9 protein-coding genes are annotated in these 14,926 nt (G+C 73.7%); 6 read left to right on the forward strand and 3 right to left on the reverse strand.

The window, feature by feature from the left end; genetic code table 11:
- The first annotated feature begins 193 nt into the window (after window positions 1–193).
- From ACZ573_RS15050 to ACZ573_RS15070, 5 genes are read left to right on the forward strand one after another with little or no spacing between them, the layout of a single operon-like run.
- The gene (locus tag ACZ573_RS15050) at window positions 194–1,462 is read left to right on the forward strand and encodes a phenylacetate--CoA ligase family protein (RefSeq protein WP_471303722.1); all 1,269 of its coding nucleotides are present in this window, start codon (window positions 194–196) and stop codon (window positions 1,460–1,462) included.
- A complete protein-coding gene (locus tag ACZ573_RS15055) occupies window positions 1,459–2,796 on the forward strand; it encodes an MFS transporter (protein ID WP_471303724.1) in 1,338 nt (445 codons plus the stop codon). The genes ACZ573_RS15050 and ACZ573_RS15055 overlap by 4 nt, the downstream gene beginning before the upstream one ends.
- Entirely contained in the window at window positions 2,793–3,938 is a 1,146-nt protein-coding gene (locus tag ACZ573_RS15060; RefSeq protein WP_471303726.1) for a GNAT family N-acetyltransferase, read from the forward strand. The genes ACZ573_RS15055 and ACZ573_RS15060 overlap by 4 nt, the downstream gene beginning before the upstream one ends.
- A gap of 14 nt (window positions 3,939–3,952) precedes the next feature.
- Window positions 3,953–5,101 (forward strand): LuxE/PaaK family acyltransferase, encoded by a 1,149-nt coding sequence (locus ACZ573_RS15065; protein WP_471304107.1) that lies wholly within the window; start codon window positions 3,953–3,955, stop codon window positions 5,099–5,101.
- Complete coding sequence (locus ACZ573_RS15070; protein WP_471303728.1) at window positions 5,098–7,641, forward strand: acyl-CoA reductase; 2,544 nt, start codon at window positions 5,098–5,100, stop codon at window positions 7,639–7,641. The genes ACZ573_RS15065 and ACZ573_RS15070 overlap by 4 nt, the downstream gene beginning before the upstream one ends.
- A 66-nt stretch (window positions 7,642–7,707) precedes the next feature.
- Here ACZ573_RS15070 and ACZ573_RS15075 read toward each other — a convergent pair whose 3' ends face one another.
- Together ACZ573_RS15075 and ACZ573_RS15080 are read right to left on the reverse strand one after the other, a co-directional pair.
- Window positions 7,708–10,440: a DNRLRE domain-containing protein gene (locus ACZ573_RS15075; protein ID WP_471303730.1), complete on the reverse strand. Its 2,733-nt coding sequence runs from the start codon at window positions 10,438–10,440 to the stop codon at window positions 7,708–7,710.
- A gap of 184 nt (window positions 10,441–10,624) precedes the next feature.
- Entirely contained in the window at window positions 10,625–11,212 is a 588-nt protein-coding gene (locus tag ACZ573_RS15080) for a helix-turn-helix domain-containing protein (protein ID WP_471303733.1), read from the reverse strand.
- A gap of 77 nt (window positions 11,213–11,289) precedes the next feature.
- On the opposite strand from ACZ573_RS15080, the gene ACZ573_RS15085 reads away from it, so the two are divergent.
- Window positions 11,290–12,813 carry an MFS transporter gene (locus ACZ573_RS15085; RefSeq protein WP_471303736.1) on the forward strand — a complete coding sequence of 508 codons (1,524 nt, stop codon included), beginning with the start codon at window positions 11,290–11,292 and terminating at the stop codon, window positions 12,811–12,813.
- Here ACZ573_RS15085 and ACZ573_RS15090 read toward each other — a convergent pair.
- Window positions 12,737–14,671 carry a glycoside hydrolase family 5 protein gene (locus tag ACZ573_RS15090; protein ID WP_471303738.1) on the reverse strand — a complete coding sequence of 645 codons (1,935 nt, stop codon included), beginning with the start codon at window positions 14,669–14,671 and terminating at the stop codon, window positions 12,737–12,739. The two genes, ACZ573_RS15085 and ACZ573_RS15090, sit on opposite strands and share 77 nt — an antisense overlap.
- Window positions 14,672–14,926: the final 255 nt, after the last annotated feature.

Below are 14,926 nucleotides of genomic sequence, written 5' to 3' on the forward strand. Positions count from 1 at the left end.
ATTTGGTGATGACGGGACTGATGTTTCATCATCATGACCGCACGTCAGCTTTCGGCGTGCGTCAGAGGGAGACGGGGGCGCCGGGGGGTCCCCCGTTCACACCGGCCCGACTCCGCAGGCGAGCTCCGTCTCTCGCCGCGCCCCGCCGTCATTCCCGTTCCCGATTCCGTTCCCGTCATCCAGGCAAAGGCTCATGTCCGCCCAGCAGCTCTCGGACCTCATACGTTTCGCCCGCGACAACTCGCCCTACTACCGGGACCTCTACGCGTCCCTGCCACCGCACGTCGACAGCCTCACCGACGTGCCGGTGGTCGACCAGGAGGAGTTCTGGGCGGCCAACGCCCTGCACGACAACCGCGTCCTGACCGGCCCGCTCAGCGAGGCCACGGTCTACAAGACCGGCGGCACCACCGGGTCCCCCAAGTTCTCCGTCTACACCCGCGACGAGTGGCGCACGTTCGTCACCGCCTTCGGCCAGGGGCTCGTGGACACCGGTCTGCGCCCGGGGCACCGCGTCGCCGACCTCTTCTACGCCGGGGAGCTGTACGCCAGTTTCCTCTTCGTCCTCGACTCGCTCGCCCACGCTCCCGTGGACAACGTCCGCCTGCCCATTGGGGGCGGCGCACCGCTGGAATCGACGATCCCGACGCTGCGCGATCTCGCCGCACAGGTACTGACCGGCACGACCACCACCCTGTGCCGGCTCGCCGAGCAGGTCGTCTCCTGCGGTGTCCCGCTCGATTCGGTGGAGTTGCTCCTCTTCGGCGGAGAGGCCCTCTTCGACGACCAACGGCGGCTGCTGGCCGCCGTGTTCCCCGGCGCCGAGGTCCGTTCCGTCGGATACGCCAGCGTCGACGCAGGCCTGCTCGGCCGCCCGGTGCCCGGCCCCGACGCCCGGGTGCACCGCGCCTTCACCCCGTACGCGGTCGTCGAGATCCTCGACGACTCCACCGGTGAGCCCATCACCGAACCGGGGCGACCCGGCCGGGTCGTCGTCACCAGCCTCTTCCGCCGTCTGATGCCGATCATCCGCTACCCCGCCGGCGACCGGGCCGAATGGACCGGCACCGGTCCCGGCCACTTCAGGATCCTCGGGCGCGCCGAGGAGGGCGTGCGCGTGGGACCCGTCTCCCTCTACACCCAGGACGCCCAGGACGCCGTGGCGGCGGCGGACACCGAGGGCCGTGTGGTCGGCATGCAGCTCGTCGTCCGCCGCTGGGACGGCCGCGACGGGCTCGTCCTGCGGCTGGCGACGGCCCCGGGTGACGACGCCGGCAGCCGCGAGGCGCTGGCCGAGGCCGTCGTCACGGAGCTGGAGACCGTACGGCCGCTGTATCCGGACAGTGTCCGTGCCGGGTTCGTGCACCCGCTGACCGTGGAGTGGGCACGCCACCGCGACCTCGCCGTCAATCCGCGCTCGGGCAAGCTCGTCCGCGTCCTCGACGAGAGGCCGACCGCATGACCGCCGCACCCATGGCCGACACGGCCGACATGACGGAGACGGAGACGGATACGGATACGCAGGCGCAGCCGCGGACCGGGGCCGGCCGCCGGCGCGCTCCGCTGATCCTGCGCAACCGTGCCTTCGCCGCAGTATGGCTCGGGCAGGTCCTCACCCAGGCCGCCGTGCGCATGTTCCAGGTCGGCGTGTCCTGGTGGATCGTCGCCTACGCCGTGCCCGAGGCCCGGGGGCTGGCCTCGGGGCTGTTCATGGCGGTGTGCATGCTGCCCGCCGTGGCGCTGGCGCCCGTCGTGGCCGGGGCCGTCGCCCGCTGCGCGCACCGCTCGGTGCTGCGGACCGCCGCCGCCGTGGCCGGGGCCGCCTCGGCCGCCCTCGCGCTGTGGGCGTACGGCGGCGGCCTGCCGCTCACCGCCGTGTACGCGGCCGGTCTCGCCCTGGCCACCTGCCAGGCGTTCTTCGATCCCTGTCTGACCACTTCGGTCCCCGAGCTCGTCGACGACGCCGACATCGAGACGGCCACCGGCTTCGAGCTGTCCACCCAGTCCCTGGCCGGTCTCGCCGGGGCACTGCTCGGCGCCCTGACCGTCGACCGGGCGGGCGTGTCCGGGCTGGCCGCCGGCTGCGCGGCCGCCTACCTGGGTGCCGCCGTGCTCGTCGCGAGCGCCCGGTTCCGTACCGTCGCCGCGGACGACGCGGACGACGCGGCGGCCCCGCCCGGGCGGCGCCCGCTCCGCCGCATCCTGGCCGGACTGCCCTCCGTACGGCGGATCCTGATCTGCTTCACCGCGGCGAACCTGTTCACCGCCGCCGTGTTCGTCGTCATCCCGCTCTACACCCGCTCGGTCCTCTTCGGCGGGGGCGGCACCGTGGCCCTGCTGGAGGCCTCCCTGGGCACCGGCGCGCTCGTCGGCGCCTTCACCGGCACCCGTGTGCCGGGACGGCCCACGGTCGCCGGCGCCTGGTGCCTGGGCCTGATGGCCCTCGCCCTGGCGCTGCCCGGACTGTTCGCGCAGCGTCCGGTCGTCGCGGGCTGCCTGGCCGTGGCCGGCTGGTGCGCCGGGGCCGTGAGCGTGCGCTTCGTCGCCCTGTTCCAGCGGATGGTGCCGACGGCGGACAAGCCCGGCTTCTTCGCCGTGATGCAGGCCGTCCTGGGTGCCTCCCTGCCGGTGGCTTCCCTGGTGTTCGGCTCCGCCGGTGACTTCCTCTCCCCGCAGACCCTGTGCCTCGTACAAGGCATCGGTCTGCTCCCGGCGGCCTGCGCCCTGGCCCTGCTCGGGTCCCGTACGCCCGACCCTGCCGTGGCGGAGCCCGCACCGGCCGGAGGCGAGCGATGAGCCCCGTGATCACCCCGGCCGTCCGCGCGGACATCGCCGAACTGCGCCAGCTCTACTACGCCGTCTACGGTCCGCACTACCCCGTGGCCCTCGGCACCGACCCGGCCGAGATGGCCCGGCTCATCGCGGACCCGCACTCCCTGTGGCTCGTCACCCGCTGCGCCGACACCGGGGCCCTGACCGCGTCCGCCGCCATCCACGGCGAGGCGGGCAGCCGCACCGGCCGCCTGGAGGGCATCGCCGTGCACCCCGAGCACCGCTCGGCGGGCCTGGCCGCCGCCCTCACCGAGGCCCTGTGCGCCGGGATGCTGGACACCGGCCGCCTGGACTCGGTGTACGCGACCGTACGCACCGTCAGCGCCGGTCCCCAGCGCGTCGTCCTGCGCAACGGCTTCCGCCCTCTGGGCATCCTGCCCAACGCGGTGGATCTCAGCAGCCGCGAAAGCCTCGCACTCTACGCGCGTCACGCCGCCGGAGTGCTCGACCGCCGGATCCCCGTCACCGAAGTACCGGCCCCGCTGCTGCCGTTGCTGCGCACGGCCGAGGCCGCCCTCGGCATCGGCTACCCCGGGGTCAGGGCGGCCGCCGGCCCGCCCCCCGCGCCCGCGCCGCACGCGGCCGCCGAGCGGCTGGAAGTGATCGAGGCACCGGCGTTCGTACGCCGCCGCTTCCGCGAGCGGTTCCCGGGCGCCGAGGGCTGGTTCTACCCGCTGCACACCCCGAACGTGCTGCTCACCCCCGAGGACGGCCGGTTCGAGGTCTACGCCTACCTCAACCGCGCCGGCGGTTACGGCTCCCTGCTGACGGCCCATCCCGACCCGGCGGCCGCGGCGGCCCACCTCGAACCCGTCACCCGGGCCCTGGCCCGCGCGGGCGCCGGTTACGTCGAGGCCCTGGTGCCGCTCGCGCACCACGAGGCCCTCTCCGCCTTCCTCGCCCAGGGGTTCGTCGCCGGGGCCCTCTACCCGGCCATGCGCGCGGACGGCGACGGCTTCCACGACTACGCCGTCCTGTCCCGTTCCGGCGAACGCATCGACTTCCGCGGCGTCGCCGTCGAACCGCCCCTCCAGCCGTACCTGGACTGCTACGTGTCGGCCTGGGCGTCGACACACCTGCCCACATCATCCGAGGTTGCCTCATGAGCCCCATGGACCCCATGAACCCCCATCTCGCGCCGGTCTCCGTACCCGACCCGGCCCTGCTGCCGCACGTACAGGAGCTGTGCGACCTGACCGACCCGTACGCCTTCGGACCCGCCGAGGACGAACTGTTCGCCGCGGCCATGGCGGAGACCAACGCCTGGCACACCGAGCGCTCGGCGTTCTTCCGCTCCCTGTACGAGGCCACTCCCCCGGCCGAGCCGTACCGGACGCCGCTCGTCCACGCGAACTTCTTCAAGCGGCACGAGGTGCTCTCCGTCCCCCGCGAGGACGTCGAGCTGCACCTGACCTCCTCCGGTACCACCGGCCAGAAGTCGCAGATGTTCTTCGACCGGTGGACCATCCGCTCCGCCCAGCGCATGGTCGCCCGGATCTTCGAGCGCAACGGCTGGATCACCCCCGGCCAGGAGGTGAACTACCTCCTCTACAGCTACGAGCCGGCCCCCTCGCTGAACCTGGGGACCGCCTTCACCGACAACTACCTGTGCGACTTCGCCCCCGCGCGCAGCGTCGCGTACGCGCTGCGCAACACCGGCGGCGAGCACGAGTTCGACCCCTTCGGCTGCATCGCCGCACTGCGCCGCTTCGAGCGGGAGGACGCCCCGGTCCGCATCCTCGGCTTCCCGGCCTTCCTCTTCTTCACCCTGGAGCGGATGCGGGCCATGGGACTGCCCCCGCTGCGCCTTCCCGAGGGCTCCCTCGTCGTCCTCGGCGGCGGCTGGAAGGGGCACGCCGACCGGCGCATCGGCAAGGAGGAGCTGTACTCCCGCGTCACCGAGCAGCTCGGCATTCCGGGTGAGCGGATCCGGGACACCTTCGGGTCGGTCGAGCACTGCATCCCGTACATCGAGTGCGACCACCACCGGCTGCACGCCCCCGTCTGGTCGCGGGTGACGATCCGCTCCACCCGCACACTCGAACCGCTGCCCTACGGGGAGCGGGGCTACCTGCACCTCGTGTCGCCGTACATCACCTCGGTGCCGGCGCAGAGCGTGGTCATGGGCGACCTCGCCTCCCTCCAGCCCGGCAGCGCGTGCGGGTGCGAGCTGGAGACCCCCTGGTTCACCGTCCACGGCCGTGCCGGGGTGAGCCGCAACCGCAGCTGCGCGGTGGCCGCAGCGGAACTGATGAAGGGAATGGCGTGACCGTGAGCGTGCACCACCACTACTGGCAGGGCGAGTTCATCGGCGACGAGGAGGCCGGCCGCCGGCTCGCCGGACTGCCGGCCGCCGTCGAGGCCGCGCTTTCGGAGGGCCTGGAGACCGAGACCGTCCTGGCCGCGTGCGACGCCCTCGCGAGCGCGCTGTGCGACCCCGGTCATCCCGTACGGGCCCGGCTCGCCGCCCACCTGCCCGAGGGTGAGGACCCGGCGGTCCTTGCCGAGCTGGGCGTCCTTCTCGGCCGGCGGGAGCTGACCCGCAAGCTGCGCCGGGAGCTCGGCAGCGCGACTCCCGGCCGGCTGAACCGGGCGGATCCGCGCGAGACGGTCTACGAGGCATGGGCGCCCGTCGGCCTGGTCGCCCACATCGCGCCGGGCAACGCCGCGACGGTGGCGCCGCTGAGCATCGTCGAGGGACTGCTGGCCGGCAACGTCAACGTGCTCAAGACCAGCAGCGACGACACCCTCCTGACCCAGCAGCTGATGGCGGAGCTCGCGGCCCTGGACCCCAGCGGCGCACTGGCCGCGCGGATCGTCGTCCTGCGTTTCCCCTCCTCCCGGCAGGAGTGGCTGCGCCTGATGTGCGCGCCCGCGGACGCCGTCGCCGTATGGGGCGGGGAAGCGGCCGTCGAAGGGGTGGCGGCCCATGTGCCGGCCGGCTGCCGGCTGGTGGAGTGGGGGCACCGGATCTCCTTCGCGTACCTGACGGCGGACGCCTGGTCGGACGCCCGCACGCTCGACGCCCTGGCGGACGACGTCTGCCTGCACGAGCAGGAAGCGTGCTCCAGCCCGCAGGTGGTGTACCTCGACACCGAGGACGAGGAGGAGGTCTTCGGTTTCGCCGAGCGGTTCGCCGCGGTCCTCGCCGCCCGGCCGTCGGCCGCGGCGGGCGGTGCGGGCGCTGCGGGCGCTGCGGGCGCTGCGGCGGGCGAGCCGGACCCGGCGGAGGCGGCCGAGCTGACCACCACCGAGCTGATGGCCCGGCTGGAGGAGCACCTGGGCCTGACCCGGGTGTTCGCCGCTCCCGACGGCTCGTGGCGGGTCATGGCCGACACCCGGTCGCCGCTGACCGCCTCGCCGCTGCACCGCAGCGTGTGGGTCAAGCCGCTGCCCCGCAAGCGGCTGATCACCACCCTGCGGCCGATGCGCCGCTATCTGCAGACGGCGGGCCTCGCGGGCAGCCGGGCGGACATCGCCGAGCTCTCCCGCACCGCCCTGGCCGCGGGCGTCACCCGTGTCACGCCGGTCGGCGCCATGCTCGAGAGCTACGCGGGTGAGCCGCACGACGGGGTCTACGCCCTGCAGCGCTACAGCCGCCGCGTCGCGGTCCAGGCCGATCCGGCCGCCTTCGCCACCACCGCCTGCCTGGACGACCTGGTCCGGCCCGTCGTGCTGCCGCTTCCCGCGGGACCGCTGCTGGGCAAGGAGGACGTGCAGGAGCCGGCCCGCCGGCTGGCGCGGGCCGATGCCGAGCTGTACTTCCGCAGCGGCGGCAGTACCGGCGCACCGGCGCTGTCGGTCTTCAGCTACGACGACTACGACACGCAGATGCACGCCGCCGCCCGCGGCCTGCTGGCCGCCGGCTACGACCCGGCCTCGGACCGGACCGCCAACCTGTTCTACTGCGGCGCCATGTACGGCAGCTTCATCAGCTTCTTCTCCGTGCTGGAGCGGCTCGGCGGCGTGCAGTTGCCGCTGTCGGCGGGCCCCGACCACCGGGCCACGGCGCAAGCGCTGATCGACCACGGAGCCGACACCCTCTTCGGCATGCCCTCCTACCTGTGGCAGCTGCTGCACGCGGAGCGGGACGCGCTGCGCGCGTACGGAGGCCTGCGCAAGGTGTTCTACGGCGGCGAGCACTTCACCGAGGAGCAGCAGCGCACCCTGAAGGACACCTTCGGCATCGAGGCCGTCCGCTCGATCACCTACGGCAGCACCGACCTCGGCCCGCTGGGCTTCCAGTGCACCGAGAGCTCCGGCGGGGTCCACCACCTGCACGCCGATCTCCACACGATGGAGATCCTGGATCTGGACGGGGACCGCCCGGTGGTCCCGGGCGAGACGGGCCGGCTGGTCTTCACCACGCACGCCCGGCGCGGCCAGCACCTGGGCCGGTACGTGATAGGCGACCTGGGCCGGGAGGTCCCGGGCCGCTGCCCGTGCGGACGGCACGCGCCGCGCTTCGAGCTGCGCGGGCGCACGGGCGACGTGATGCGGGTGGCGACGTACTTCCTGAACCACCGCCGCTTCCTGGATCTGGCCGAGGAACAGGGCGGGCACCGGGGTGAGGTGCAGATCCGGCTCGACTCCGCCGACGCGCGCGAGCGGATGACCGTACGGGTGGAGCGGGCCGCGGCGACGGATCCGGAGCGGCTGCGGGAGGTCTTCCTGGCCGGCTACCCGGAGCTGCGCTCGGCGGTGGCGGAGCGACTGCTGGAGCTGGTGGTCGAGGCGGTGGACGGCGCGTCGCTGGACCGCAGTCCGACGAGCGGCAAGCTCCTCGCCGTGGTGGACGCGCGCGGCTGAGACGAGAGGGGGCGCGGGACGGCCGGTCAGGCTGTCCCGCGCCCCCTTGTCCGTCGGGCGGTCAGGTCACGGGGCGCCGAAGGTGAGCGTCAGCTGCGGCGTCCCTTCGTTCGCCTGTGCCTCGGAGGACCACATCCACAGGGCGTCCGTACCGGTGCTCGTGAGCCCCAGGCCGTAGCTGCCGCCGAGCGCCGCCGCGAGGCTCGCGGTGGTCAGCCCGGTGGTGTGTACCGCCGAACCGTCCGGGATCCCGGCGAAGGTGCCGAGCGCCGGACCACCGAGCGCGGGGCGGTTGTTGTACGTGGTTCCGCCCTCGCTCCACGAGCCGGTGACCGGGAGCACCGAGACGGTGTCGGTGGTGCCGGCGCCGCTCTGCGTGCTCGTCTTCACGCTGAGTGCGGCGGACTTCAGCACCGTGCCGGCGGGGGCGGCGGGCAGGTCGAAGCGCAGGTAGCTCGCGTAGAAGGAGGTGCCGCGGACCGCGAGCGATCCCGAGGTGCCGTAGTTGGTGGCGGGTGCCCCCGCGTTGGCGTAGGTGTCCTCGGCGGCGCTCACCTGGACCACCGAGTCGGCCGGGGCGGTGGCGAGGGCGTGGTGGTTCTGCACCTGCGCGGCGCTGAGCACCGTGGGGTAGACGGCGGTCTCGTCGAGCCGGCCCGCCCAGTACTCGCTCGTCGGACGGTCGGGCCAGCCGCCGAGGCTGTCGCCGCCGGCGTGCCAGTAGCCCGAGAAGTTCTCGTGGGTGGTGACGGCGAGGGTGCCCTTCTGGGCACCGTCCACGTAGAGGGTCATCCCGCCGGGACCCTGGGTGGCGACGACGTGGTGCCACTGGTTGTCGTTGTAGGAGCCCGTGGTGGTGATGGTGCGGGTGGCTCCGTTGTAGACGCCGTAGACGAGCCGGCCGTTGTTGGTCATGTAGATGTGCTTGTCGTACTGACTGCTGCCGCGGGTCTGGTTGTTCCCGAAGCCGACGAGCTTGCCACCCCTGGTGGTGTCCGTCCTGAACCAGGTCTCGATGGTGTAGGTGCTGCCCACGGTCTGCCGCATGTCCCCGTACACCTGGGTGTCCGTGCCGTTGAAGCCGATCGCCGTGCTCGCGCCGGACACCGCGCCGGGCGTCTGCCGCAGGGCGGGGGCGTTCAGGTGCGTGCCGCTCCGGTTGCCGCCGGCCGAGGAGTCCGCGGCGAAGGGCAGGGCCGATTCGTCGTAGCGCCAGTACTGCTGGGCGCCGTCGGTGCGGACCTGGTTCGGGTAGCCCTCCACCGTGGTCGGGACGGTCACGCTCGCCGTCGCGGACAGGGCGCTGGTGTTGCCGGCCGCGTCGGAGGCCGTCACCCGGTAGGTGTACGACTGGCCCGCGGCCGCGGTGGTGTCGGTCCAGGAGGCCTGCGGCCGCTTGAAGAACAGCGAGTCGGCGGTGACCGTGGCAATGGGCGTGGCCGCGCCGTTGCGGTAGATCCGGTAGGTCAGCGCGCTGTCGTCGAGGTCGAGGCTGGTGCGCCAGCGCACCTGGACCTCACCGGGCCTGAAGCTGACCGCGCTCGCCACGGGCACGGTGGGTGCGCCGGTGTCCCCGGTGGAGGCGAAGCGCGTCAGGCTCTGCTGTGCCGCGCCGTTGACGGTGGTGAACTCCCCGCCGACCCACAGGTACTGGACACCGCCCTTGGAGCCGACCGTCATCACGCGCGGCCCGATGCCCTCGCCGATGCCGTCGTTGGTGTCGGGGGCCCAGCCGAGCTTGCCGGTGCCGCTGGTGGGCTGGGCGAGCAGGTGGTGGCGCTGGCCGTCGGGGAACTCGCCGACGCTGGAGCAGTCGTGGGCGTGCGAGGCGCTGTAGAGCACGTTCTGGTAGGGCAGCACGGCCTGGGTGGCGCCGAGGCAGGTGTCGCGCCAGCGCTGGCCGAAGTCGCCGAGATTCAGGGCGATGCGGCCGTCGAAGACCCCGCCGCCCGTGCCCTCGTTGGCGGTGTAGAAGCCGGTGGCGTCGGTCGCGATGTCCTTGACCACGGAGTTGGTCTCGATGAATCCGGCGTACGACGTGGTGAGGGCGCCGCTCGTCGCGTCGACGACGGCCAGTGCGTGGGTGTTCGTACCGTTGACGGTGAAGAAGTCGCCGCCGAGGACCACGTTGTTGCCGTCCGGGGTGACCTCGACGGCGCGCCCGGGCTCGTCGGCGTCGGCGGTGAAGGGCTTCAGGGCGCCGTCGGCCGCGCCGACGGCGGCGAAACGCTCGCGCGGCCGGCCGGCGACGCTGAGGAAGTCGCCGCCCGCGTAGACGGTGTCGCCGGTGACGGCGAGGGCGCGGACGGTGGCCGCGAAGGCCGGGCGGAAGCCTTGTTTCACGGTGCAGCTCGCCACGTCGACGGCGGCGAGGCTGGAGACGGGGGTGCCGTTGACGGCACCGAAGTAGCCGCCCGCGTACAGGGTCGCCTTGTCCGGCGAGAGGGCGAGCGCGCGGACCGTGGCGCTGCCCGAGCCGACGGTGAAGGACAGCTCGCAGGAGGTCGGGGCGCCGGTCGCCGCGTCGAGCGCGACGAAGTTCACCGCCGGCCGCTCGCTTCCGGAGCCTGCGTCAGGCGGGCGCACGGTGGAGAAGGTGCCCCCGACGAAGACCTGTCCGGCCGCCTCGGCGAGGGCCCAGACGACGCCGTCGGGCTGCCAGGTGGCCAGCGGGTCGGCGGTGAACGCGACGGGCGGGGTGATCGCCGCCGCCTGCGGGGCGAGGCCGAGGCCCACCCCCAGGGCGGTGCCGGCCAGGGACAGGGCGAGCGCGGCCGCCGGCCCTCGGGATCTGCGCATGAATCCCCCAGTTCGGTGTGCGGTACGGCCGTGAGGTGCGGCCGCGTGAGTCATGGCCGAAAACCACCGAACAGCAGTCCACAGCCGTGCCTACGGGCGCACCCTAGAGCGATTCGCGGCTCGATTCATCCCACTTGACGTATCGGATGCGAAAGAGCCCCGGTCCGGCACACCTGCCCCGCCGTCACCCACGGGGCTTCGCCCGGACGTGCATGCGCTCGCCCTGCCGCCCGAAGAGGCTGAGGATCTCCACCGGCCGGCCGTCCGCGCTGGTGAACCAGTGGGGCAGCCGGGTGTCGAACTCGGCCGCCTCGCCGGGGCCGAGGACCAGGTCGTGCTCGGCGAGGACGAGGCGCAGCCTGCCCTCCAGCACGTACAGCCACTCGTAGCCCTCGTGCGTCCGCGGCTCCGGCTCGCCGCCCCGGTCGGGGATGAGCATCTTGTACGCCTGGAGGGGCCCCGGGCCCCGGGTCAGCGGCACGGCCGTGCCGCCGTTCGGAAGGGTGCGGGGGGTCAGCCGCACCCGGGGGTCCCCCACTTCGGGAGCGCCCACCAGGTCGTCCAGGGGCACCTGGTACGCGGCCGCGAGCGGCAGCAGCAGTTCCAGGCTGGGGCGGCGCTGCCCTGACTCCAGCCGGGACAGGGTGCTCTTCGAGATGCCGGTCGTCTCGGAGAGCGCGGCCAGGGTGAGACCGCGCCGGGCGCGCAGCCGTCTGAGCCGGGGAGCGACCTCGTCGAGGACCGCCTGGTGGGGGGATGGCTTGTCGTCCATGGGGCCATTGCACCCGGCCGTCCCGGAAACGGCAACAAGGTTTGCCGCCGGCCGCCCGGCGCCCGCACCCTCCCGGCATGAGCCCACACACTGATTCCGCGACCGGCCCCCGACAGCGCCGCACCACCGACGACGATGGCGCGGCCGCCGGCGCGCACCGGCCCGCGGTCCGGTGGGCGCTCGCCGGTCTCTCCCTCGCCGTGCTGCTGTCCTCGCTCGGCACCGGCATCGCCCACGTCGGCCTGCCGGCCCTGGCGCACGTGTTCTCCGCCTCGTTCCAGGAGGTCCAGTGGATCGTCCTCGCCTATCTCCTCGCCGTCACCACCCTGGTCGTGGGGGTCGGGCGCCTCGGCGACCTCGTCGGCCGCCGGCGGCTGCTCCTCGCGGGAATCTCCTTGTTCACCGCCGCCTCGGTGCTGTGCGCCGCCGCGCCCACGCTCTGGCTGCTGGTCGGCGCCCGGGCGGCGCAGGGCGTGGGAGCCGCCGTCATGACGGCCCTCACCGTGGCGTTCTTGGGTGAGACGGTCCCGAAGGAGCGGACGGGCGGCGCCATGGGGCTGCTCGGCACCATGTCCGCGGTGGGCACCGCTCTCGGCCCCTCGCTGGGCGGGGCCCTGCTCGCCGGGTTCGGCTGGCGGGCGCTCTTCCTCGTCAACGTACCGCTGGGCATCGCGGCGTTCCTGCTCTCCCACCGCCATCTGCCCGCCGGGAGGCGGGAAAGCGGGTCCGACCGGACCCGCTTCGACCACCTGGGGACGCTGCTGCTCGCGCTGACCCTCGCCGCCTACGCGCTCGCGATGACCCTCGGTGGCGGCCGTTTCGGCCCGCTCAACACGGCGCTGCTGCTGGCCGCCGCCTGCGGGGCCGCCCTCTTCGTGCGCGCCGAGGCGAGGGCGGCCTCCCCCTTGGTGCAACGGGCGCTCTTCCGCGATCCGGTGACCGGTGCGGGTCTCGCCTCGAGCGCACTCGTGTCGACGGTGATGATGGCGACGCTGGTGGTCGGGCCGTTCTACCTCTCCCGGACGCTCGGGCTCGACGAGGCCCCGGTCGGCGTCGTCCTGTCGGTCGGTCCGCTGGTCGCCGCGGTGACCGGGATGCCCGCCGGGCGGCTCGCGGACCGGTTCGGCGCGCAGCGCATGACCCTGCTCGGGCTCTCGGCGATGACGGCCGGGGCCGTCACCCTGTCCCTCACTCCGGCTTCGCTCGGTGTCCTCGGGTACGTCGTCCCGCTCGCGGTCGTGACCGCCGGCTACGCGGTGTTCCAGACGGCCAACAACACCGCCGTCATGGCGGACGCCGGCCCGGACCGGCGGGGCGTCGTCTCCGGCATGCTGGGCCTCTCGCGCAATCTCGGCCTCGTCACCGGCGCGTCCCTGATGGGCGCCGTGTTCGCGCACGCGTCGCCGACGGCCGACATCGCCTCGGCGCCCGCCGGGGCCGTGGCCACCGGGATGCGGTTCACCTTCCTGGTCGCGGCGGTCCTGATCCTCGTCGCGCTCGCCGCCGTCGCCGCGCTGGGCCGGGTCAGCCGGCGGCCGGACCCGGCAGGGGACGGCACAGCAGCGCGGCCGGGGAGGGGCGGGTGGCGGCGCGGGTGGTGAAGGCGATGCCCGCCGCGTACTCGGTGGGCGGGCACTGGCCCTTGTAGTTCCCGTAGGCGAAGTCGCCGCCGGGGCCGCCCGCCGGGCGGTTGTCGCCCCGGTCGAACCACACGGTCCGGCCGCCTGGGGGAAGCGCCGTACGGGCCGGGGCGCACAGCGCCGCCGAGACCCGCTCGCCGCGCAGGCTGTACCCGATCAGGAACTGGCCTGCGGGGCACTGGAACTTGGTATATCCGGTGGCCCAGTCGCCGCCTGCCGGGACGTACCTCTCGTCGCGGACCACGGTGTGCCCGCCCGTAGGGGCGCGCAGGTCGGAGGTGGTGCGCAGGCCGCGGCCCCCGGTGTGGGCGAGGCCGGTGAGGCCGGCGCCGTCGGGGCAGACGGCCTTGCGGGCCCCGCTGTCCCAGTCCCCGGCGGCCCGGGTGCGCAGCGAGGCGTTGTGGTCGCGGTGGTCCGTGGTCAGCTGGTACCAGGCGGGGGTGGCGGGGACCGGTCCGGTGCGGCCGGGCGTGGTGGTGAGCGGGGACCACCGGGCGGTGCGCCAGTCCCCCGGGTCCAGCACGCCGGAGCGGCGGCCGGCCGTGTCGTAGCGCAGGAGCGCCCAGGTGTCGCCGCCCGGGGTGCCCTGGGCGGTGGTGCTCCAGCCGACGAGGGGCCAGTACGCGAAGTCGGCGTCGGAACGCGTCAGGTATCCGGTGAGCCGGTCGAACCAGGCGCGCGGGGCGGCGCCGCTCTCGTCGGCCCCGATACCGAACTCGCTGATCCACACGGGGGCGGTGAAGTGCGTGCCGGTCTCCGCCGACACGAAGAAGGCCTGGTCGTAGAGGGTCCGTTCGAGCTCCGCCGCGGTCATGTCCTGGTAGCGGAGGTCGCTGGTCTCGCCGATGCCGGTCGCGCCGCTGTGCCGGGGACCGGTGTAGCCGTAGAAGTGGGCGGAGTAGACCAGCTTGTTCGAGGTGACCAGGGTGTGGGACAGCGTGCGTACGGGGGTGAGGGTGGGGCGGCCGTGGGGGAAGCCGTCCACGGGAAGGCCGAACCAGTTGATGCCCTCGACGACGATCAGCAGCTGGGGGTTGGCTTCGGTGAGGATGCGGTCGGCGGCCTCCTGGGCGGCCGCGTGCCAGTCGTGGTTGTCGCCGAGGCCCCAGTTGGGGTCGTCGAAGACGTCGCGGCGGACCTCGTTGTAGAGATCGGCGCCGACCACCCGCGGGTTGTCGCGGTAGCGGCGGGCGAGGAAGACCCAGTCGTCGGCCCACTGGGCGGTGGAGCGGCCGCTGTTCCAGCGTTCGTTGCCGTCGAGTCCGCAGCACCAACGGGTGGTGACGGTGTGGTTGTTGAGGATGACGGCGAACCCGGCGCCGGTGAGGGCGGCGACCACGGCATCGTAGACCTGGAGGGGAGTGCGGCCGCGCAGGGCCGGATTGGCGGCGACGGCGGAGTCCGGGACGGGGGCGGTGTCGCGCAGCATCTCGTTGGAGAAGGGCAGCCGGATGCTGTTGAGCCCCGCGGCCCGGAAGTCGGCGAGCAGGGTGGGCAGGGGTACCCGGTCCAGGCCGATCGGGATGCCGTGGGCGTTCTGCCCGCTGTGGTGCGTGGCGGGGTCCTCGCGGTCGCCCGAGCCGTTCCAGGATCCCTGGGCTCCGTCCCAGTTCCCGGAGCGCAGGCGGAAGCGGTTGCCCTGCGCGTCGACGATGTACCGGCCGCGGGTGGACAGCGGCGGGGTCCAGGCCTCGGCGGTGCCCGTGGCGGCCGCGGGCGGCGGGGCGGCGGCGTGAGCGGGCTGCGCGAAAGGTGCCGACGACAGGGCGCCGGCCACCAGCAGGAGGGCGCACAGGACCGCGCGTAACAGGCTCTTCATCTCGCTCCTGCCGGAAATCGGCCGTCCCGGCGGGCGGCTGCCGCGGGCAGGTTACCGGCGGGTCGCTTCCGGGGGAAGGTCCTTGCGGGACGCTTTCCGGCGCGGTCGGCCCGTGGGTGACACGTGGGTGACTCTGGCCGCCCGGGACGGCGCGCCCGCCGGATCCGGCCGGTCGACGCCCGGTCACGCACCGTCACCCTGGCGAAACGGCCCCGCGCGGGGCCGCGCCCCTCTACCGTGCCCTGAGGTGATGTG

The organism is Streptomyces sp. NPDC040545 (genome assembly GCF_055595065.1).

What these genes read in the sequence shown, in the direction of transcription:
- ACZ573_RS15050 (WP_471303722.1), top strand. Translation starts at nt 194, where the DNA reads ATGTCCGCCCAGCAGCTCTCGGACCTCATACGTTTCGCCCGCGACAAC.
- ACZ573_RS15055 (WP_471303724.1), top strand. Translation starts at nt 1,459, where the DNA reads ATGACCGCCGCACCCATGGCCGACACGGCCGACATGACGGAGACGGAG.
- ACZ573_RS15060 (WP_471303726.1), top strand. Translation starts at nt 2,793, where the DNA reads ATGAGCCCCGTGATCACCCCGGCCGTCCGCGCGGACATCGCCGAACTG.
- ACZ573_RS15065 (WP_471304107.1), top strand. Translation starts at nt 3,953, where the DNA reads ATGAACCCCCATCTCGCGCCGGTCTCCGTACCCGACCCGGCCCTGCTG.
- ACZ573_RS15075 (WP_471303730.1), bottom strand. Translation starts at nt 10,440, where the DNA reads ATGCGCAGATCCCGAGGGCCGGCGGCCGCGCTCGCCCTGTCCCTGGCC.
- ACZ573_RS15080 (WP_471303733.1), bottom strand. Translation starts at nt 11,212, where the DNA reads ATGGACGACAAGCCATCCCCCCACCAGGCGGTCCTCGACGAGGTCGCT.
- ACZ573_RS15085 (WP_471303736.1), top strand. Translation starts at nt 11,290, where the DNA reads ATGAGCCCACACACTGATTCCGCGACCGGCCCCCGACAGCGCCGCACC.
- ACZ573_RS15090 (WP_471303738.1), bottom strand. Translation starts at nt 14,671, where the DNA reads ATGAAGAGCCTGTTACGCGCGGTCCTGTGCGCCCTCCTGCTGGTGGCC.